Source organism: Kitasatospora sp. NPDC057692 (assembly GCF_042799475.1).
In the GTDB taxonomy this organism is placed as follows: domain Bacteria; phylum Actinomycetota; class Actinomycetes; order Streptomycetales; family Streptomycetaceae; genus Kitasatospora.
Genome location: NZ_JBHVIV010000067.1, coordinates 1 through 20,744, shown reverse-complemented (window position 1 = coordinate 20,744; position 20,744 = coordinate 1). Strand labels below are relative to the sequence as shown.

General features: G+C 72.6%; 14 protein-coding genes. 12 read left to right on the top strand and 2 right to left on the bottom strand.

Annotated features, from left to right (window positions below):
- Positions 1-388: 388 nt before the first annotated feature.
- From ACFVFS_RS29920 to ACFVFS_RS29910, 3 genes are all read left to right on the top strand, one after another.
- On the top strand, positions 389-7,387 hold the full coding sequence (locus ACFVFS_RS29920; RefSeq protein ID WP_380627937.1) for a polymorphic toxin type 44 domain-containing protein: 6,999 nt from the start codon (positions 389-391) through the stop codon (positions 7,385-7,387).
- The gene (locus ACFVFS_RS29915; RefSeq protein ID WP_380627935.1) at positions 7,384-7,977 is read left to right on the top strand and encodes a hypothetical protein; all 594 of its coding nucleotides are present in this window, start codon (positions 7,384-7,386) and stop codon (positions 7,975-7,977) included. Before ACFVFS_RS29920 ends, ACFVFS_RS29915 begins: the two co-directional genes overlap by 4 nt.
- Positions 7,978-8,443: 466 nt before the next feature.
- Entirely contained in the window at positions 8,444-9,865 is a 1,422-nt protein-coding gene (locus tag ACFVFS_RS29910) for a serine/threonine-protein kinase (protein WP_380627934.1), read from the top strand.
- A 36-nt stretch (positions 9,866-9,901) separates the two neighbouring features.
- Here the strand turns inward: ACFVFS_RS29910 and ACFVFS_RS29905 are convergent, their stop codons facing one another.
- Entirely contained in the window at positions 9,902-10,648 is a 747-nt protein-coding gene (locus ACFVFS_RS29905) for a TetR/AcrR family transcriptional regulator (RefSeq protein ID WP_380627933.1), read from the bottom strand.
- 108 nt (positions 10,649-10,756) lie between these two features.
- On the opposite strand from ACFVFS_RS29905, the gene ACFVFS_RS29900 reads away from it, so the two are divergent.
- From ACFVFS_RS29900 to ACFVFS_RS29870, 7 genes are all read left to right on the top strand, one after another.
- Entirely contained in the window at positions 10,757-11,812 is a 1,056-nt protein-coding gene (locus tag ACFVFS_RS29900; protein ID WP_380627932.1) for an ATP-binding cassette domain-containing protein, read from the top strand.
- Positions 11,812-12,645, top strand: coding sequence for an ABC transporter permease (locus ACFVFS_RS29895; protein ID WP_380627931.1), 834 nt, complete (start codon positions 11,812-11,814; stop codon positions 12,643-12,645). The genes ACFVFS_RS29900 and ACFVFS_RS29895 overlap by 1 nt, the downstream gene beginning before the upstream one ends.
- 90 nt (positions 12,646-12,735) lie before the next feature.
- A complete protein-coding gene (locus tag ACFVFS_RS29890; RefSeq protein ID WP_380627930.1) occupies positions 12,736-13,722 on the top strand; it encodes an aldo/keto reductase in 987 nt (328 codons plus the stop codon).
- Positions 13,723-14,010: 288 nt separating this feature from the next.
- Positions 14,011-15,474, top strand: a complete 1,464-nt coding sequence (locus ACFVFS_RS29885; RefSeq protein ID WP_380627969.1) for an FAD-dependent monooxygenase — start codon at positions 14,011-14,013, stop codon at positions 15,472-15,474.
- Positions 15,471-16,970 (top strand): PE-PGRS family protein, encoded by a 1,500-nt coding sequence (locus ACFVFS_RS29880; protein WP_380627929.1) that lies wholly within the window; start codon positions 15,471-15,473, stop codon positions 16,968-16,970. The genes ACFVFS_RS29885 and ACFVFS_RS29880 overlap by 4 nt, the downstream gene beginning before the upstream one ends.
- Positions 16,971-16,983: 13 nt before the next feature.
- Entirely contained in the window at positions 16,984-17,691 is a 708-nt protein-coding gene (locus tag ACFVFS_RS29875; protein WP_380627927.1) for a TetR/AcrR family transcriptional regulator, read from the top strand.
- 134 nt (positions 17,692-17,825) lie between these two features.
- Positions 17,826-18,332, top strand: coding sequence for a DUF4188 domain-containing protein (locus tag ACFVFS_RS29870; RefSeq protein ID WP_380627926.1), 507 nt, complete (start codon positions 17,826-17,828; stop codon positions 18,330-18,332).
- 50 nt (positions 18,333-18,382) lie between these two features.
- Here ACFVFS_RS29870 and ACFVFS_RS29865 read toward each other — a convergent pair whose 3' ends face one another.
- The gene (locus ACFVFS_RS29865) at positions 18,383-19,243 is read right to left on the bottom strand and encodes a hypothetical protein (protein ID WP_376092235.1); all 861 of its coding nucleotides are present in this window, start codon (positions 19,241-19,243) and stop codon (positions 18,383-18,385) included.
- A 242-nt stretch (positions 19,244-19,485) separates the two neighbouring features.
- On the opposite strand from ACFVFS_RS29865, the gene rpe reads away from it, so the two are divergent.
- Positions 19,486-20,169 (top strand): ribulose-phosphate 3-epimerase, encoded by a 684-nt coding sequence (gene rpe / locus ACFVFS_RS29860; protein WP_380627925.1) that lies wholly within the window; start codon positions 19,486-19,488, stop codon positions 20,167-20,169.
- 129 nt (positions 20,170-20,298) lie between these two features.
- Positions 20,299-20,744, top strand: a 446-nt coding sequence (locus tag ACFVFS_RS29855) for a pirin family protein (protein WP_380627924.1), incomplete at its 3' end; no start/stop codon positions are given.

The window sequence follows — 20,744 nt, the reverse complement described above, 5'->3', positions numbered from 1 at the left end:
GCGGTCTCCCCATTGCGTGGTGCTTCGGGCTGCGATGAAGGATCTGTGAAGATCGCAAGCGCAGGTCACGGAGCAAGCTGCCGCAGGTCGGACGGTCCGTCAACCGGTTTGCCGGGGCGCTATGTCCCGTTTGGATGTGAGCGAACCGCTTTGCTTTGGGAGTGATTTCGGTCACGTCGACCAAGATCGTCAATTTGCTCGCGCTTTGCCTTCCGCAGGCCCTACTGTCCGCCACAGTCGTTTTGTCTACACCTGCATGCAGGTGTGTCGATCGCCCGTGGGGGTTGCAGTGCCTCTTCATCATGCCCATCCGGAACGGCTGGTCGGAGGGAGTGCGCCTCCACCGGGACCGAGGAGGCCGCGCATCGCCGTCGTCAGCACGCTGGCCGTGCTTGGCTCGTTCCTGGTGCCGGCCGCACCGGCGCTCGCCGCGCCGTCGGCCGGAGACGACAAGGACCGGATCTGGTCGCCGCCGAACACCGCGCTGCCGAAGACGGAGTCTGTCCCGGGTGTCAGCGAGACGCCGAAGTCGACGCGTCCGAACACGGGGACGCCGAACTGGGTTCCCCCGAAGGGCGAACCGAAGCGGGCGGTCGGCTCCGCCCTCGCGGTGCTGGACGCGGCGCCGGCGGCCGGCGTGGAGGCGGTCCGCCGCGGACCGGACGGTGTCGAGGTCCGGGAGTCGGCCGCCGGTGCCTCGAAGCAGGCCGGCGAGCTGCCGGTCTGGCTGGCCCCGGTCGCGCTGGTGCCGGGCGGCGAGGCGCCGACGAACGGCGCACCCGACCGGAACGCGGGCGGCGGCCCGGTCAACGCCCCGGTCAAGGTCGGCGTCGCCGACGAGAAGGCGACGACCGCTGCCGGCGTGCAGGGCGTCCTCGTCTCGCTCTCGCGGACGGTGCCGGCGGACGCCGCCACGGTGCGGGTGGGCCTTGACCTGTCAGGCGCCGGGTTTGGCGGCGACTACGCCGAGCGGGCGCGCCTGGTGTCGCTGCCGGCGTGTGCGCTCACCACACCGGAGGTGGCCGACTGCCTGACCAGGACGCCTGTGTCGTCACACTACGACGCGCAGGCGAAGCGGCTGATCGCCGATGTCGAACTCCCATCCGTTCAGCCGTTGCTGACGCAGCGTGGACAGGCGGAGTCGAAGTCGGCGGAGCTTGCGGCGGCGGGTGCGTCCGCGGCCTTGACGGCTGCGGCGGCGCCGATCGTGCTGGCGACCGAGGGCACGCCGTCGAGCGGTCTGGGTGACTACACCGCCACGTCTCTGGCGGCCAGTCAGGCATGGACTGCGGGGAGCTCCTCGGGCTCCTTCACGTACGACTACCCGATCCAGTCTCCTCCCGCCCTGGGCGGCTCGGCTCCGCAGCTCGCGCTCGGCTACGACTCCGCCTCGGTCGACGGCCGGACGTCGTCGACCAACGCGCAGGCGTCGTGGATCGGCGACGGCTGGAACCTCGGCGCGGGGTTCGTCGAGCGGTCCTACAAGCCGTGCGGCAAGGCCGGGATCGCCAACTCCGCCGACCAGTGCTGGGGCGGGGCCAACCTGACCCTCTCGCTGGGCGGACACTCGGGCGAGCTGGTACCCGACGACACCTCCTGCGTCGCCGGCAGCGCGCAGGACGAGCAGTCCAAGTGCGCCTGGCGGCTGAAGAACGACGACGGAACCAAGATCGAGTTCCTGACCGGCGCCACCAACGGCACCTGGAACGGCTCGTACCTGAAGGTCACCGACACCGGCGGCACGGTCTACTACTTCGGACTGAACCACCTGCCGTCCGCCGCCGGAACGCCGACCGCCACCGGCGCCGACAGCCGCTCCGCCTGGACGGTGCCGGTCTACTCGCCGTCCGCCGGGGGGAGCGGCAAGCCCGCCGACCCGTGCTACGACGCGGCCAAGGGCCAGGGCTCCTGGTGCCAGATGGCCTGGCGGTGGAACCTCGACCACGTCGTGGACGTCCACGGAAACCTCACCACCTACACCTACGCACCCGAGACCAACTGGTACGCGCGCGGCACCGGTACGGGCACCAACACGGAGTACACCCGCGGGGGGACGCTCGCGTCGATCGGCTACGGCCAGCTGCTCTCGGACCAGCTCGGGGCGAACGGCGGTCACCAGCCGGCAGCCAAGATCGATTTCGAGACGGGCGAGCGCTGCGATCTCGGAATCACCGGCTGCGACCCGGGCCAGCGTGTCGCGTCGCACTGGCCGGACACGCCGCTGGACAAGCTGTGCGGGCAGCAGGGTGTCTGCTCCAACCGCGGTCCGAGCTACTGGTCGACCAAGTGGCTGAACGCCATCACCACGTCGATCCGCTCCGGCGGGTCGTACCGCCCGGTGGACCGCTACGAACTGACCCACACCTTCAAGAACTCGTTCAACGCCGACCCGAAGGAGAACACGAGGATCCCGTGGCTCCAGTCGGTCAAGCGCATCGGCAAGGACACCTTCGACGGGCAGGGCGAGCAGTCGCTCCCCGAGGTCACGTTCGCGGACCTGCTCCTGCCCAACCGGGTCGACGGCCTCGTCCCGGCCCGCTCGCGCTACTACCGGCCGCGCATGGGGCAGATCACCACCGAGACCGGCGGCCGGATCACGGTCGACTACCAGCGTGACTCGTGCATGCGCACCACGGGCAAGATGCCGGTCTCGGCCGACAGCAACGCCATGAGCTGCTACAACGTCAAGTGGTACGACTCGGGAGCCGGCACGACGGTCGACGACTGGTTCCTCCGCTACCCGGTCGCCACGGTGACCGTGGACCCCAACTCCGACCTCACCGCCGGCTCGCTGGCCCAGGTGACCTCGTACGAGTACGGTCCGGCCGCGTGGCACCGCAACGACGGCGCCCTGGCCGACGACACGTACCGCACCTGGGACCAGTTCCGCGGCTACGCCAAGGTGACCGCGGTGACCGGCTCCGGACAGGACGGCCCGAGGTCCAAGGTCTCGACCAGCTACTACCAGGGCATGGACGGTGACCTGAAGGCCGACCAGACGGACCGCTCGGTCACGGTCGCCGGACCCACCAGCGGCGCCAAGACCGACTCCGACTGGCTGTCGGGCCGGATCCTGGAGAGCAACGTCTACGCCGACGTGGACGGCTCCACCCCCGAGACGTCGACCGTCAACACCAGCAGCGACCCCGTCGACCGGGCCACCCACCAGCGGACCGGCCTGCCCGCCCTGGTCGCCCGGTACCCGGCGACCACCTCGACCAGCGTCACGACGGTCAGGACGAGCACCGGCACCCGGCAGACCTCGACGGTGACCAAGACCGACAAGAACTACAACAACCGGGTCAAGACCTCGCTGACCACGGCCGACGGCACGCCGGACCTCTGCACGCGCACGGACTACGCGGTCGGCGCCAGCCCGCAGATGACCGGGCTGGTGTCGGAGGTCCTGACGGTGTCCGGCAGCAACGCCTGCGACGCGCCGGCGACCGCGGCCAACACCGTGTCCGGCGCGCGCACGCTGTACGACGGCCTGGCGCACCGGAGCGCTGGCGCCAAGGGCGAGGCCACCGGCGTCCAGGTGCTGGACCGCTACGACGGCGGCAACGCCCAGTGGGTGACCACCGGAGCCAGCACCTACGATGTTTACGGCCGGGCGGCCACGGTCACCGACCTGACCTCGACCGACAGCGCCAACACCGGTGGTGCGACGGTCACTACCTCGTACAGCCCGGCCAACCCCGGTGAACTGCCGAACCGGACCGTGACCGGGACCCCCGCCCCGGCGGGCGCTCCGGACGGCGGCGGTCGGCGCGAGACCACGGTCACGCTGAACCCGGCCCGGGCCCTGCCGATCACCAGCACCGACCCCAACGGCCGGACGGCGACGCAGTCGTACGACGCGCTCGGCCGGCTCAAGGGGGTCTGGATCCCCGGCAGGGCGACGAACGCGGCGGCCAACCTCACCTTCGACTACGCCGTGAACAGCACGGCGACGCCATCGGCGATCACCAGTCGGACGCTGCGGAGCAACGAGACCTACGCGGTCTCCACCCAGATCATGGACGGTCTGGGCCGCGTGCTCCAGACCCAGGCGGATCCGGCGATCGAGGCCTACCACGGCCGACTGGTCACGGACACCTTCTACGACTCGCAGGGCCGGGTGAACCGGGCCTACGCGGCCCACTACGACGACACGTCGGGCCCGAACACCGTCCGGTTCAGCGCCGTTGCCGCGCAGGTGCCCGGCCAGACCTACACCGTCTTCGACGGCATGGGCCGACCGGTGAGCTCGCAGTTCATCGCCCTGGGCGTGCCGCAGAACACCACGACGACGGCCTACCCTGGCGCCGACCGGGTGGACGTGACGCCTCCCGCCGGCGCGACCGCGACCAGCACGGTCACGGACAGCCGCGGCCGTACGGCTGAGCTGTGGCAGTACCGGACGGCCACCGCGACCGGCAGCCGGACCGACGCGGACGTCACCGCGTACACCTACACTCCGGCCGGCCAGCCCGCGACCCGGGTCGACTCGGCCGGGAACACCTGGAGCTACGGCTACGACCAGCGCAACCGCCAGATCCGCGCCGATGACCCGGACACCGGTGTGTCGACGCGCACCTACGACAGCGCGGGCCGCCTGGCCACCACCACCGACGCGCGCAACCAGACGGTGGCGACCACCTACGACCTGCTGGGACGCAGGACCGGCACCTACAACGGCAGCGCCAGTCCGGCCAACCAGCTCACCGGCTACACCTACGACACGGTGGCCAAGGGGCAGCCGACCGGTTCCATCCGCTACGTCGGCGGCGCCGGCGGCAGTGCCTACACCAAGTCCGTCACCGAGATGGACACGACGTACCACCCGACGAAGACGGTGGTGTCGATCCCGGGGAGCGAGATCGGCCGGACCGGACAGGCGTCCTTCACGTACACGGCCCTCTACGACCCGATCACCGGTGTGCTGCTCCAGGACGGTCGGGCCGCCGCAGGTGACCTGGCCGAGGAACGGATCACCTACAACTACGACAAGTACGGCCCCCTGCACGACATGACGGGCGCGGGCGACCAGTACCTGCGCCAGGCCGACTGGGACGCCTACGGGCGCAACATCCGCTCGACGGTGAACCCGTGGGGTACCCAGATCGTCGCCACCAACACCTACGACGAGTCCACCGGACGTGCCCTCACCCAGTACCTCGACAAGCAGACCGCGACCACCGGCACGGTCCAGAACACCACGTACGCCTACAACCAGGCCGGTCAGATCACCTCGATCCGGAGCATCCCCAACAACACCCCGTCCGCGACCGACCTCCAGTGCTTCACGTACGACTACCTGGGGCGGCTGAAGACGGCGTGGACCGACACCGGCAGGCTGGAGCAGCCCACCCCCTCGCGGGCGGGGCAGGGCGCCTGTGCGAACGCGACGCCCACCAGCGGTGCCGTTGCACCGGCGAAGACCACGGTCGGCGGCAGCGCCGCCTACTGGCAGGAGTACACCTACGACCTGACCGGCAACCGCACCAAGGTGGTGAACCGCGATCCGGCCGGTGACCCGGCCAAGGACCTCACGGTCGCCCAGACGTCCCCTGCTCCGGGTACCCGCAACACGCCCACCACGGCGACGAACACCGGTGGCGGCACCGGCGGTCCGCACGCGCTGGCGAGCACGACCAGCACGTACGGCTGGGCCTCGTGGGGCACCGGCGGCAACCAGTACGACGCCGCCGGCAACACCACCCGGATCATCAACCCGGGCGGCAACCGGGAGCTCAAGGCGGGCTTCGTCCTGAAGTCGGGCGAGTCGGTGCGCTCCAACAGCGTCCAGCTCTCCATGCAGGCGGACGGCAACCTCGTCCTCAGCTCGCTGCGCAGCGGCCAGGCGCTCTGGGCCGCCAACACCCAGAACCACCCGGGTGCCTGGGCCGCCATGCAGGACGACGGCAACTTCGTCGTCTACGACGCGCAGCACGTCGCGCTGTGGTCCTCCCAGACGACGGCGGGTGCCGGCAGCGGCTACTTCGCGGTCGTCCAGGACGACGGCAAGTTCGTCGTCTACGCCCCGGGCTGGCAGTCCAAGTGGGGGACCCCGACCTGGAACGCCGCCGACGCGGCCAACGGCACCACGATGACCTGGGACGTCGAGGGCAAGCTCGCCTCGCTCACCCAGGGCACCGCGACCACGACGTACGTCTACGACGCGGACGGCAACCAGCTGGTGCGCCGCAACCCAGGCAGGGTGACGGTCAACCTGGGCGGCGGTGACGAACTCACCTACGACACCAACAGCAAGGTCAGCACCGGCACCCGGTACTACGGCATCCCCGGCGGCATCACGCTCGTCCGCCAGGGCCCGACCAAGCTGACCTACCAGTTCGCCGACCACCACGGCACCAACTCGCTGTCCATCGACCGCACCACCCTGGCCGAGTCCCGTCGCGCCACCGACCCCTTCGGAGCCCTCCGCGGCCCTGCCTCCCTGCCCACCCCCTGGGCCGGCGACAAGGGCTTCGTCAACGGCCTCAAGGACGACGTCACCGGCTTCACCAACCTGGGCGCCCGCCAGTACCAGCCCAGCACCGGGCGGTTCCTCAGCCCCGACCCCATCCTCGACGCCGGCGACCCCCTCCAGTGGAACGCCTACGCCTACAGCAACAACAACCCCGTCAACCGCAGTGACCCCAACGGCCTCAAGTCCGAGGAATGCGGCACTCTGTACGACTGTGGATCTGCTGGCACCATCACGATGAAGAACGCGGCTGAGACCACGGCAAACAACGTTCCAAAGGAGGCAATGGAGCGATTGGAGGAGACGCAGCCTGCCGCCCTGGCGAAGGTGAAGCCCAAGAAGTCGACAGATCTTGACGCAGTGGATTTCTTCCGTGCCGAGACATACATGTACGGGGAGATGAAGAAGAACAAGGATGCCGCCGTAGTCAAGTCGATCCGTTCCCTCGTCAAGCCCGACACCTCCGTCTGGGCCAACGTGGGCAAGGGCTCCTCATCAAATGTCCCGCGCAATGATGTACTCACTGGCTTGACCATGTGGGGAGCAAAGGTCTGCCCGGACTGCGACTGGGACCACAAACCCGTTTTGGACAAAATGTTTGACATGAAGGCCAAGAACAACTATTGGTTTGAGGTCCCTGGGACGACCAAGCGGCTCAGGTATGACATCTGGTCCAACATTCACTATGGCTATGTCGGCCGAGCGGCCGGAATCGATGCGAAGACTCTCATCGATGGGGCCTCCAAGATGGAGAGTTGGCTCGTGGGGAAGGATGACCAGGGCGACCACATCACGATGCAGCTCGGTATTGACCTGTATGATCGATACGGGTCGGACCTGACGCAGGGGCAGTTCCATGACGCGGTGGTCGGGTTGACATCCAACAAGGAGATGCCGATGGTGGATCGCAAGTGAAGCAGATTGTTCCGAAATCCCGTTGGGGGAAGATATCCGCTGGAGGGATTCTTGTGGTGCTCCTGGCGGGGCTTTCGCTCTGGAATCTTCCGCTTGCCGCGCAGTGGCGGGATGGCGGGCGGGGCGAGGGCTTGCTCCTTGAGGCTCCGCCGAAGGCGGAATCGTGGGAGCGGAGCCCGGACAAAGATCCGGGGGCGCCCTTCATGCGAGGACTGGACAAGCGGGTGAAGCGCCTGTTCGTGCAGGATACTTCTGATCCCCTGGTCGCCAACTTCGCTCAGACGGTGATGGAGTTCGATTCCCCGACCTGGGCCTGGCTGGTCTTTCGCGACGGGTCTCCGGACAAGCGCTATGCCCGGTACGGGAATGTCGAGCGGATCGAAGGGATCGGCGTCCCGGGTGTGGACGAGCAGCGGTACTTCTGCCTCCGCGTGGACGAAGGCCAGCCATGTGACCGGCGGTACGGCTGGCTTCGTTACGGTCAGTACCTGATCGAGGTCGAAGTCGTCGGCCGCATGTCTGAAGAGGATTCCCTGAGAATGCTGAAGGATTCCGTGGCCGGGATCGGCGCAGCGGCTCACGGCATCTGATGGTGAGTGGGGTGCTGTCGGCGCAGGCTTCGACAGCACCCCACTTCCACGTTGCTCAGGCGCCGAGGGAGGTATCGAGGGCGGTGATGAGGTGGTTGGCGCGGGGGTCGACGAAGGTGAACTGGCCGCCGGCGCCGTCGTTGCCCACGCTGTGGGGGGTGAGCATGGGGCGGAAGGCGGAGGAGAGTTCGCGGGTGGAGTCGGCGACGGTGGCCGGGGTGAGCAGGGGCGGGGTGCCGTCGAGGCCGGTGACGGTGGCGGCGAGGAGGGTGGAGAGGACGGTGGCGGAGGCGACGGCGCCGAAGCCCTCGTCGGCCCGGCCGTGGTGGTCGGTCTGCGTGGCGGGTTCTTCTCCTGGGTGCGGCGATCGTCGGCCGGGTCACGGTAGGCGGTGACGGGGGCCCGGGGGAAATGATGTGATGACGGGGCGTCAACGGTGCTTGGCCGGGCCGCTAGGGTGTGCCGGATGACAGCGGTGGACGGGGCACTGATCGGGGGCCGGTACCAGCTCGTGGAGCTGATCGGCCAGGGCGGCATGGGGCGGGTCTGGCGGGGGTGGGACACCACCCTGGGCCGGGACGTCGCCGTGAAGGAGGTGCTGCTGCCGCAGGGCGTGACGGACGCCGAGCGCGGGCAGCTCGTCCAGCGGGTGCTGCGCGAGGCGCGGGCCGCCGCCCGGCTCAACCACCCCGGGATCATCACCGTGCACGACGTCGTCGAGCACGCGGGCGCGCCGGTGATCGTGATGGAGCTGGTGCGCGGGGTCTCGCTGGCGACGGCGCTCGCCCGGGAGGGCGCGCTGCCGGTGGCGCGGGTCGCCGAGATCGGGGCGGCCGTGGTCAAGGCGCTGCAGGAGGCGCACGCCGCGGGCATCGTGCACCGGGACCTCAAGCCGGACAACGTGCTGCTGATGGGCGAGCGCGTCGTCCTCACCGACTTCGGCATCGCGCACATGGCGGACGCGACCACGGCGCTCACCCGGACCGGCGCGGTGATCGGCACACCCGCGTACATGGCGCCGGAGCAGCTGGAGGGCCGGCCGCCCGTGCCCGCCAACGACCTGTGGGCGCTCGGTGCGACGCTGTACGCGGCGGTGGAGGGCGAGCCGCCGTTCAGCGGGTCGACGTTCGGCGCGCTGTGCGTGGCGGTGGTGACCAAGGAACCGCGACCGCCGGTGCGGGCGGGTGCGCTGGCGGCGGTGCTGGGGGCGCTGCTGAGCAAGGACCCGGCGGCGCGGCCGTCGGTGGAGCAGGTGCTGGCCGCGCTGACGGCGGTGGCCCGGGCGGAGGTGGCGGGGACGACGGCGGGCGCGTACGGGCCGCCCCCGGTGACGGCGGTGGCGACGGCGGCGGCCCCGGTGTGGGGGCCGGGCGCGCCGTTCACGCCGCCGGTGGGTCCCGGGCCGCTGGCGCCGTCGCCGCAGACGGCGTGGCCGACGGGGTGGCAGGGGCCGGTGCCGGGATCGGTGCCGCCCGCGCCGGTGCCGCACCCCCGGCGCCCCGAGCCGCATCCGGCGGCGGCGGTGCTGGTGCGGTTCATCGGGTGCCTGGCGCTGATCTGGGTCGTCGGCTCGATGCTGCCGTGGAACCACCTCGACCACGTCCGCGACGGCCTCCTGCCGACCGCGCTCGGCATCACCGCCGTTCTGGCGCTGCTGCACGCGGTGCCCCGCCCCCGGTGGCACCCGATGGCGGTGTGGGCGGTGACCGTCGTGGCCGACTTCGGCCTCTGGTACCTGACCGGGAGCCTGTTGGAGGTGTGGCTGGGCGGCTGGGACACCGGGTTCGGCGAGGCTCCGGGGCAGATCGCCGTCAACATGCTGCTGCTCGGCACGGGGGCGTGGCTGCTCTGGATGTTCGTGCCGGGCGGCCGCCGCCGCGAGGGGTAGCCGAGGGCCGCCGGGGCGTGCTGCCCCGGGCGGCGGTCAGGACCGCTCGAGCGGCGCCAGTGCGGCGGTGATCACGCGGTCGAGTGAGCGGTCGAAGGCGCTGTCGGGGTCGCCGGACGGCGCGCCGGCGGTGGCGAACGCGGCGGCCAGGTGCGGGTACTCGCCGCTCGCCGCGGCGCGGCCGAGGTAACCGGCCAGTTCCGCCTGCCACTTGGCGCCGGCCGCCGCCGTGCGCTCGTACTGGGCGTACTGGCAGACGAACCCGTTGAGCAGGGCGAGCGCCTCCAGCCGCGCGGCGCCGTCCAGGCCGCTGGGCTCGGTGACGGCGAGGAAGTGGTCGGTGTAGCGCAGGGCGTGCGGGCCGAGGCCGGGGCGGGCGATCACCAGGGCCGGGGCCCAGGGGTGGCGGCGCAGTGCGGCGAGCTGGTGGTGGGCCAGGCGGCGCAGGTCGGTGCGGCAGTCGCCGGTCGGGGTGAGGGCGGTGTAGTCGTACTCGGCGGCGACGGCGTCGAGCATGAGGTCGAGCAGGTGCTCCTTCTTCGGCACGTAGTTGTAGAGCGACATGGTGCCCGCGCCGAGCGCTGCGGCGACCCTGCGCATGGAGACCGCGTCCAGGCCCTCCGCGTCCGCGACGGCGATGGCGGCGGCGGCGATCGAGGTCCGGCTGTGGGCCGGGCGGGGGCCCCGGCCGGTGCGCTCGGGGCGCAGCCAGATCAGCTCGGGCGCCTCGCCAGGAAACGCGGCGGGGGCGGAGTCGCTGTGCGGGGATTCTTCGGACGGCACTGGTTGATCACCTCGGTTCCCCATTTTAGATACGTACGGCGTACGTAGTACGATGCGCTCGCAAGCTCTTCTACGTACGCTGTACCTAGTGAGGGAGTGGGCGGAGCCATGTCCGACACCATCCGGAACCATGCCGGAGCCACCGTCGCCGCCATCGAGACGGCTGCCATCGAGATGGCCGGCGTCGAGAAACGCTTCGGCGCCACCCGTGCGCTGCGCGGGCTCGACCTGACCGTCCCGGCCGGTACCGTCTGCGGCCTGCTGGGTCCCAACGGCGCGGGCAAGACCACCGCCGTCCGTGTCCTCGCCACCCTCGTCGCCCCCGACCGCGGGACCGCCCGGGTGGCGGGCCATGACGTGGTCCGCGCCCCCGACGCCGTCCGCCGCAGCATCGGTCTGGCCGGTCAGCACGCCGCCGTCGACGAGGGCCTCACCGGCCGCGACAACCTGCACCTGCTCGGCCGGCTGCACCACCTCGGTGCCCGGGGCGCCCGGGCCCGCGCCGGGGAGCTCCTCGACCGCTTCGGGCTCGCCGGAGCCGCCGACCGGCTCGTCCGCACCTACTCCGGCGGCATGAGGCGCCGCCTCGACCTCGTCGCCAGCCTGGTCACCGCCCCGCCGGTGCTCTTCCTGGACGAGCCGACCACCGGCCTCGACCCGCGCAGCCGGCAGCAGATCTGGGACGTGGTGCGGGAGTTGGCCGCCGCCGGCACCACCGTGCTGCTCACCACCCAGTACTTGGAGGAGGCCGACCGGCTGGCCGACTCGATCGTGCTGGTCGACCACGGCGCCGCCATCGCCACCGGCCCGCCGCAGCGGCTCAAGGCGTCGATCGGCACGCGGGTCTCGGTCACCCTCGCCGACGCCGCGCAGCTCGGCCGGGCCGCCGTGGTGCTGGCGGCGCTCGCCGGGACCGGCGACGTGCGGGTGGACCAGCACGAGCGGACCGTCGAGGTGGTCTCCCGTCCCGGGGTGGAGGTTCTGCTGCCCGGGCTGGTACGGGAGTTGGACGCGGCGGGGGTGGTCGCCCGGGACGCCGCGCTCCGGCCGCCCTCGCTGGACGACGTCTTCCTCGCCTTCACCGGGCGCGCGGACGGCGCGGACGGCGTGCCCGGCGTGTCCGGCGCGGACGGCATCTCCACCGGGACGGAGAGGGCCGCCTGATGTCCGCACCCGCGCGCCTGCTCGCCGACACCTGGTCGTCGATGCTCCGCATCCTCCTCGCCTACCGCCGCTCGCCCGGGCTGGTGGCCGCCTCGCTGGCCGTCCCGGTGCTGATGGTGGTGCTGTTCGGCTATGTGTTCGGCAGTGCCGTCGCCGTCCCGGGTGCGCCCGCAGGTGGCGGCGGGTCGGCCGGATCCGGCGGCGGCTACCGGGAGTTCCTGATGCCCGGCCTGTTCGCCATGGTCGCCGTCAACGGCATCATGCCCACCATGGTCGGCGCCGCCCGCGACGTCGGGCGCGGCATCACCGACCGGCTCCGCTCGATGGCGGTCTCCCGCACCGGCCTGCTGCTCGGCCAGACCCTCGCCGACCTGCTGGTCAGCATGGTGGTCCTGGGGCTCCTGGCGGCGGTCGGACTGGCCGTCGGCTGGCGGATCCGCGGCGGGGCGGGCGACGCCGCGGCGGCCTTCGGCCTGCTGCTGCTCTTCCGCTTCACCATGACCTGGGTCGGCCTGCTGCTCGGACTGGCCGTCGGCAAGGAGGACGCGGCCGGGCAACTGGCCGTCGCCGTGTTCCCGTTGGCGATGGTGACCAACGCCTTCGTGCCCACCGGAGGGATGCCCGGCTGGCTGGCCGCGCTCGCCGACTGGAACCCGATGAGCGCCGTCGTCCAGGCCGGACGCGACCTGTTCGGCAACCCGTCCGCCCCGGCCGCCGCCTGGCCGATGCAGCACGCGACCTCGGTCAGTCTGCTCTGGTGCGCGCTCCTGCTGCTGCTCTGCGGGCCGCTCGCGGTGCGGAAGTTCGCCACGCACGGCGCCCGCGGCCGCTGATCGGAGGGGCCTCGTCCGTCTCCGCGCGACCCGTGTCCCACGGGGCGAAATGTGCTGGACAGTACGGCCGGTGCGGCTCAGGGTGGCTCCATGGAGTTCACCCACCTCGGCCGCACCGGCCTCACCGTCTCCCGACTCTGCCTGGGCACCATGAACTTCGGCCCGCACACGGAGGAGTCCGACGCCCATCTGATCATGGACAGCGCCCACGAACTGGGCATCAACTTCTTCGACACGTCGAACAGTTACGGACGCAACGTCGAAGGCGGCCAGAAGGGGCGGACCGAGGAGATCATCGGCCGCTGGTTCGCCAAGGGCGACGGCCGCCGCGAGCGCACCGTGCTCGCCACCAAGGCCTACGCCCCGATGGGCGAGTGGCCGAACGAGGGCCGGCTCTCCGCCCTCGCCATCCGCCGCGCCGTCGAGGCCAGCCTGCGCCGCCTCGGCACCGACTACATCGACCTCTACCAGATGCACCACATCGACCGGGACACGCCCTGGGAGGAGATCTGGCAGGCGATGGAGGTCCTGGTCGCCCAGGGCAAGATCATCTACGTCGGCTCCAGCAACTTCGCGGGCTGGCACATCGCGCAGGCCCAGGAGGCCGCCCGCGGCCGCCACTTCCTCGGCCTGGTCAGTGAGCAGTCCCTCTACAACCTGCTCGACCGCACCATCGAGCTGGAGGTCGTCCCCGCCGTCCAGTACTACGGTCTCGGCCTGCTCCCGTGGTCCCCGCTGCGCAGCGGCGTGCTGAGCGGCGCCCTCCGCAAGGAGCGCGAGGGCGGCCTCGTCCGCGGCGCGCTGCCGCACGCCGGCGAGATCCTGGAGGCCAACCGGCCCCGCATCCAGGCCTACGAGGACCTCGCCGCCGAGATCGGCGAGCACCCGGCCGACCTCGCCCTCGCCTGGCTGCTCTCCCGTCCCGCCGTCACCGCCCCGATCGTGGGCCCGCGCGCGGCCTCCCACCTCGACGCCGCCGTGCACGCCCTCGACATCAAGCTCGACGAGGAGGTCCTCGCCCGTCTGGACGAACTCTTCCCGGGCCGCAAGCCGGCGCCGGAGGACTACGCCTGGTAGGGCACGCGGGGGTGTGTGGGTGTATGGGTGCGAACGGGGCCGCACGGGTGCGTCGGGGCGTCGCCGGGCGGGCCGCGGGCGGAAACAGCGAAGGCAACGAGGACGGTCACTCGTTGCCACTCTCAACTTATAGCGCACGGGGGGCCTTGCGGCAAGGGGGTGGGGGAGGCGCAGAATCGTCGGCCTGGGCCGGGACGGGGTGGAACGGCGGGATTCGCGGAGTCCATGGTGTTCCGCCCGCTTCGGCGGAAGTACGGGAACGACGGAACGGGGCGCTGGGCGATGTCGGTGCTGGACGTGGTGGTGGTCGGCGGCGGGCCGACCGGGTTGATGCTGGCGTGCGAGCTGCGGCTGCACGGGGTCGGCGTGGTCGTGCTGGAGCGGCTGGCGGAGCGGGGCGGGGAGTCGCGCGGGCGCGGACTGCACGCGCGCAGCGTGGAGATCATGGACCAGCGGGGGCTGCTGGAGCGGTTCCTCGCGGTGAGCGAGAAGTTCCAGGTGGGCGGGCTGTTCGGCGGCGTCATGACGAGCTGGCCGGAGAGCCTGGACACCGCCCACCCCTACGGGCTGGCCACCCCGCAGGCGGTCACCGAGCGGTTGCTGGAGGAGCGCGCCCTCGAACTCGGGGCCGTGATCAGGCGCGGTCGCGAGGTCGCCGGACTGGGGCAGGACGCGGACGGCGTGACCGTCGAGCTGGCGGACGGCGAGCGGCTGCGCTCGCGCTACCTCGTCGGTTGCGACGGCGGGCGCAGCACGGTGCGCAAGGCGCTCGGCGTGGGCTTCCCGGGGGAGCCGGCCGAGGTCGAGACGCTGATCGGCGACCTGGAGCTGACCGCCGACCCGGCGGAGGTGGCCGCCGTGGTGGAGCGGGTGCGCCGGACCGAGCTGCGGTTCGGCGTGGCCCCCGACGTGGACGGCCGGCCGGGCGTCGCACGGATGATCGTGCCGGCGGACGGCGTCGCCGAGGACCGGGCGACGCCGCCGACGCTGGAGGAGTTCAAGGCGCGGCTGCGCGCCGTCGCGGGCACCGATTTCGGCGCGCACACACCGCACTGGCTCTCCCGGTTCGGCGACGCCACCCGGCAGGCCGAGCGCTACCGGGTCGGCCGGGTGCTGCTGGCCGGCGACGCGGCGCACATCCACCCGCCGACCGGCGGGCAGGGGCTCAACCTCGGTGTGCAGGACGCGTTCAACCTGGGCTGGAAGCTCGCCGCCGAGGTCGCCGGCTGGGCGCCGGAGGGGCTGTTGGACAGTTACCACGCGGAGCGGCACCCGGTCGGCGAGCGCGTGCTGACCAACACCCGGGCGCAGATGACCCTGCTCGGCAGCGCGCCCGGGCCGACCGCGCTGCGGGAGCTGTTCGCGCGGCTGATGGCGGTCGAGGAGGTGAACCGCCAGGTCACCGCCATGATCACCGCGGTCGACATCCGCTACGAGGTCGGCGACGGGGACCATGAGCTCGTCGGCCGGCGGCTGCGGGACGTACGGCTGTCGGGGGACCGCCGGCTGTACGGACTGCTGCACGGCGGCCGCGGGCTGCTCCTCGACCGCACCGGCGGCCGGCTCTCGACGGAGGGCTGGGCGGACCGGGTCGACCACGTCGCCGACGCCGGGGCGGAGGTGGACGCGCCCGCCGTTCTGCTGCGGCCGGACGGCCATGCGGTCTGGGTCGGGGACGGCCAGGGCGGGGCGGAGGCCGCGTTGCGCCGGTGGTGGGGCGCGCCTGCCGGGGGGACGGGCCGAGGCCGATGACGGAGTGGGCTCCTGTCCTGGAACTGACTAGCACCACCGAGGAGTTGCGGACGCTGTGGCGGCAGGGCGCGGTGGCGAACCCCGCCGCGCCCCCGGGACTGCGGATCCGGGTGATCGAGGAGTGCGCGGCCGGCGATCCGCTGTTGTACGGGCTGACGTATCTCGCGCTGCCCGAGCCGGTGGTGGACGCCTGGATCGCGCACCCGGTGGCGAAGGTGCGGGCGCGGGCGGCGGAGCGGTCCGGGCTGACCGGCGCCCAGCGGCGGCGGCTGCTGCGCGACCCGAGCGCCGGGGTGCGGCGGGCGGCCCTGTTCTTCACCGCGGCGGACGAGGTCCTGGAGGAGGCGGAGGCCGACCGCTTCCTGGCCGATCCGAGCCCTCTGGTGCGGGCCGAACTCGCCCTTCAACGAAACCTCTCCGTGGCACAGTTGGCCGTCCTTCTCGGCGACCCGAGCTGCGGCGTCCGGGCGCCGGCGGTCGGGCGGGCGTGGCCGCATCTCGACGGGGCGGCCCGGGCCGCGCTGCTGGCCGATCCGCACTCCGGCGTCCGGGCCGAGGCACTGCTCGCCCGGTACGCCGACGAGCCGCTGCCGGAAGGCGAGTTCAGGGCGCTGACGGACGGGTGCGAGGAGGCGGACCGGCTGCGGATCATCGGAAAGTGCCTGCTGGAGCGGGAGTTGGCCGACTCGCTGGCGCGGGGCGGGAGCGGCGAGCGACGGGCGCTGGCCGGCAATCCCCGCCTCGACGCGGACCTGGTCGCGGTGCTGGCGCGGGACGGGGACCCGGCCGTGCGGCTCGCGGTGTCGCTGCGGCCCGAGTTGAGCGAGGCGGAGCGGGCCGGCGTCCCCGTCGAGGTCGACCCGAACGGTCGGTACGACCCGCTGCCGTGGGTGCTGGAACGGCGGGGCGACGTCGCGCACCTGCGGCGCTGCGCCGCGTCCGCGCACGTCCTGCTGCGGCGCAGTGTCGCGCACGTCCGGGACCTTCCCCCGGACGTGGTCGAACTCCTCGCCCGTGACGAGGACTTCGCCGTCCGGCTGCTGCTGGCCGAGAACTGCGCGCAGGCACCGGCCGGGCTGCTGCTGGAGATGTGGGTGCGCTGGGGCGGCTACTCGCGGGGACGGCTGCGGGAGCACCCGAACTTCCCGCGCACGGGCGTGCTCCGCTTCGCCGCCGATCCCGATCCGTGGCTGCGGCGGCTCGCCCTGGACGATCCGGCGGCGTCCGCGGAACTGGTGGAGCGGTGCGCCCGGGACGAGGACGGCGGGGTGCGGCTGCGGGCCCTGGAGGACCCCCGGCTCTCGGCGGCCTCGGTGGTGCGGCTGCTGGACGACGAGGACTGGCTCGTCCGGCGGACGGCGCTGCGGGACCCGCGGCTTCCGGACGCCCTGCTCGCCGGGCTGTTGACGGAGGCCCGGACGGCGGAGGGGGCGGCGGGCCATCCGGCTGTTCCGGCGGCGGTGCTGGCGCACCTGCTGGCGCTGCCGGTGGTGTGATAGCACTGCTCGCATGACGGAGAGGCCCGCGGAGCGCGGGAGTTACCACCACGGGGCGCTGCCCGAGGCACTGGTCGGGGCGGCCTTCGAGCTGCTGGACGAGCGGGGGCAGGAGAAGGTCACCATGCGGGAGGTGGCCCGGCGGGCGGGCGTCTCGCCGGGGGCGCCGTTCCGGCACTTCGCGGACCGGCGGGCGCTGATGACGGCGGTGGCGGACCGGGCGCTGGCGGACTTCGAGCGGTGGCAGCGCGCGGAGATGGCGGCGGCCGCGGGGGCGGACCCGGTGGCGGGCGCAGGGGCGGACCCGGCGACGGACCCAGCGGCGGGCGCAGGGGCGGGTCCAGCGACGGGCGCAGGAACGGGTCCCGGGGATCAGCGGGCGGTGCTGCGGGCGATCGGGCTCGGCTTCGTCCGCTACGCGATCCGGTACCCGCACCGCTTCGCCCTGGTGCGGTCGCGGGTGTTCGCGCCGTCCCCGCAGCCGGAGCTGCTGGAGCGGCTGTCCGGGATCGACCGCGCGTACACCGAGGTGATCGTCGCCGACCAGGCGGCCGGGCTGCTGCGGCCGGGCGATCCGGCGCTGGTGGGGCTCGCGGGGCAGGCGCTGGTGTACGGGCTGGCGCAGATGATCGTGGACGGGTACCTGCCGGCCGAGAAGGCGGAGGAGGTGGTCGCCCAGGTGCTCGACACCTTCGGCCGGGGAGTCGCCAATCCCCGCTGAGCGGACGGGATTTCGCGTGCGCGGAGGGTTGACCGGCCGCGTCCGCCCTGATGTAATCACCGCTTACATCGGCCTCTACCCGCGAGTAGCCGTAGCGGCGGGAGGCCGGAAGCGCCGACAGGCTGGGGGCAGACGTGTTCGCGAAACCGACTCCGGGCTTCACCACCGCGGCCGCCACCGGGGACACCGTCGTCCTGCTCATCGGGATGCGGATCAACCGGTTCTGGGCCGTCCACCAGTGGGTGCCGGTGATGCTGGCGATGTTCCGGATGCTCCGCGACCTGGGGCGGGAGCCGGAGCGCGGCCTGCGCGGGAAGGTCCTGCTGACGGCCTCGCCGCGCACCTACTACGTCGTCCAGTACTGGGACTCCAAGGAGAAGCTCTACCGCTACGCGAGCGCGCCGGACGCCTTCCACCACCGGGTGTGGAGGATCGCCAACAGGAAGCTCAAGGAGGGCCGGCTGCGCGGGCTGGTCGGGCTCTGGCACGAGACGTACGTCGTGCCGGAGGGCTCCTACGAGTGCGTGTACTTCGACATGCCGCCGTTCGGGCTCGCGGGCGCGACCGGGGTGCTGCCGGTGGAGAGCCGGGGGCGGACCGCCGGGCAGCGCCTCGCCTTCCGCTCCGAGAGGGCGGAGTAGCCGGCCGCCCGCCCCGCCGGGAGGCTGGTGGCGGGGGCCGGCCCAGGGCGTCAGGCCGTGGTGGTCGCGGGGAGACCGATGGGGTTGATCGGGGGCAGGGCGGTGCGACAGAGGGCCGAGATCGGCTTGAGGGCGGCGGCGAGCCGGTCCAGCTCGGCGCGCGGGTGGTTCTCCCAGACCCGGGCGGCGGCGAGGTCGGTGGCCGCCTCCAGCGAGTGGTGGCGGATCCGGCCGCACTCGGTGATGGTGCCGCGCTCGGTGAGCCAGCCGCGTTCGGCCAGCCGGGCCGCGGCAGCGTCCCACTCGGCGTCCGTCCAGCCGCGCATCGGCTGCAGCGCCTCGCGCCGCACGTCCAGGGCGCAGCGGACGACCAGCGCCTCGCAGCCGTCGAGGCCCGCGGAGACCAGGGCGGCGATGTGGCCGTCGCCGCGGTGCTCGCGCATCACGGTGGCGGCCTGCCAGAGGCGGCCGTACAGGTCGGACGGGCGGGGGAGGGAGGCATTGGCGGCGGCCAGGACCCGCCCGGCGCAGTCCAGCCGGGTGACGGCGTCCTCCAGGAGGTCGGTCGCCAGCTCGACCTGCGCCCGGTCGACGTGCTCCAGCAGCCGAGCCAGGGCCGCCGAGGCGCCGGAGGCCCGGGCGGCGAGCGCCGTCTCCGGGTCGGCGAGCTTCCAGACCTCCGGCAGGGCGCGCTCGATCGGGGCGGGCGCGAAGTTGAAGAACGCCGCGATCACCGGCGTCGCGTCCACCGGGCCGAGCGGGGCGGCGCGGCCGGCGAAGTAGCTGCGCGCGACCCCGCGCAGGCCGACCGCCTCGAAGGCGCCGAGGCTCTCGGGGGTGAAGTAGGTGACGGCGTGCACCGGCTCGAAGAGCCACCACAGGGCCCGGGCGGGGTGGACGAGATCGGCCAAGAGGGAACCTTCCTCAGGGGAGGGGGCGGTCGCGCCGTACGGGTGTACTCATTGCAGGTTGTCGTACTGGCTGATGACCACGGCGCCGGTCACGATAACCCTGACCGGGGTGTGATGACGGTCACGCGGAGGTCTCGGTGGTGCCGCGCGGCCGACGGTGCACGAGATGATGACCGGGGTGCGCCCCGCGCACGCCCGATCCCTCGCAGACGGCACGAAGGCAAGAAGAGGTAACAGGCCCCATGGCGCAGATCAACCCCAGCATCCTGTCCGCGGACTTCGCCCGGCTGGCCCAGGAGGCCGAGGCCGTGCGGGGCTCGGACTGGCTGCACGTCGACGTGATGGACAACCACTTCGTGCCCAACCTGACCCTCGGCGTCCCGGTCGTCGAGTCGCTGGCCCGGGCCACCGGCACTCCGCTCGACTGCCACCTCATGATCGAGGACCCGGACCGCTGGGCCCCCCAGTACGTGGAGGCGGGCGCCGGCTCGGTGACGTTCCACGTCGAGGCCGCCGCCGCGCCCGTCCGGCTGGCCCGCGAGATCCGGGCCAAGGGCGCCCGCGCCTCGATGGCGCTCAAGCCGGCCACGCCGATCGAGCCCTACGAGGACCTGCTGCCCGAGCTGGACATGCTGCTGATCATGACCGTCGAGCCGGGCTTCGGCGGCCAGGCGTTCCTGGACATCATGCTGCCGAAGATCCGCCGGACCCGGCAGCTGATCGCCAAGCACGGGCTGGAGCTGTGGCTCCAGGTCGACGGCGGCGTCTCGGCGAGCACCATCGAGCGCTGCGCCGAGGCCGGCGCGGACGTCTTCGTCGCCGGCTCGGCCGTCTACGGCGCCGAGGACCCGGCCGAGGCGGTCGCCAAGCTGCGCACCCTCGCCGAGGGCGCGAGCGCGGACGCCTGGTGGGCCTGCGGGCACTGAGCCCCGGGCGGACGGCTCCGGGTGGAGGATCGCCCCGCGCTGGTGGAGGATCGTTTCGACGACCCCCGGCCGGGGCGGCGCTCTCCCGGGCCCGCCCGGCCGCCCGACGCGCACGGCGGTGACCGCCCCATGAGCAACCTCGACGTCAAGCCCGCCCCGACCACCTGCGGGGGCGAGCCCGGCACCGGCCCGGTCCGCGACCTGCTGCCGGCCCGTCAGGTGCAGCTCGGCGAGAGCACGATGGTGCGCCGGCTGCTGCCAAGCCTCGGCCGGCGGATGGTGGGAGCGTGGTGCTTCGTGGACCACTACGGCCCGGACGACATCGCGGACGAGCCGGGCATGCAGGTACCCCCGCACCCGCACATGGGTCTGCAGACGGTCAGCTGGCTGCACGCCGGGGAGGTCCTGCACCGCGACAGCCTCGGCAACCTGCAGACCGTCCGCCCCCGCGAACTCGGACTCATGACCTCCGGCCGGGCCATCTCCCACTCCGAGGAGTCCCCCCGCCCGCACGCCCCCCTCCTGCACGGCGCCCAGCTCTGGGTCGCCCTCCCCGACACCCACCGCCACCGCGA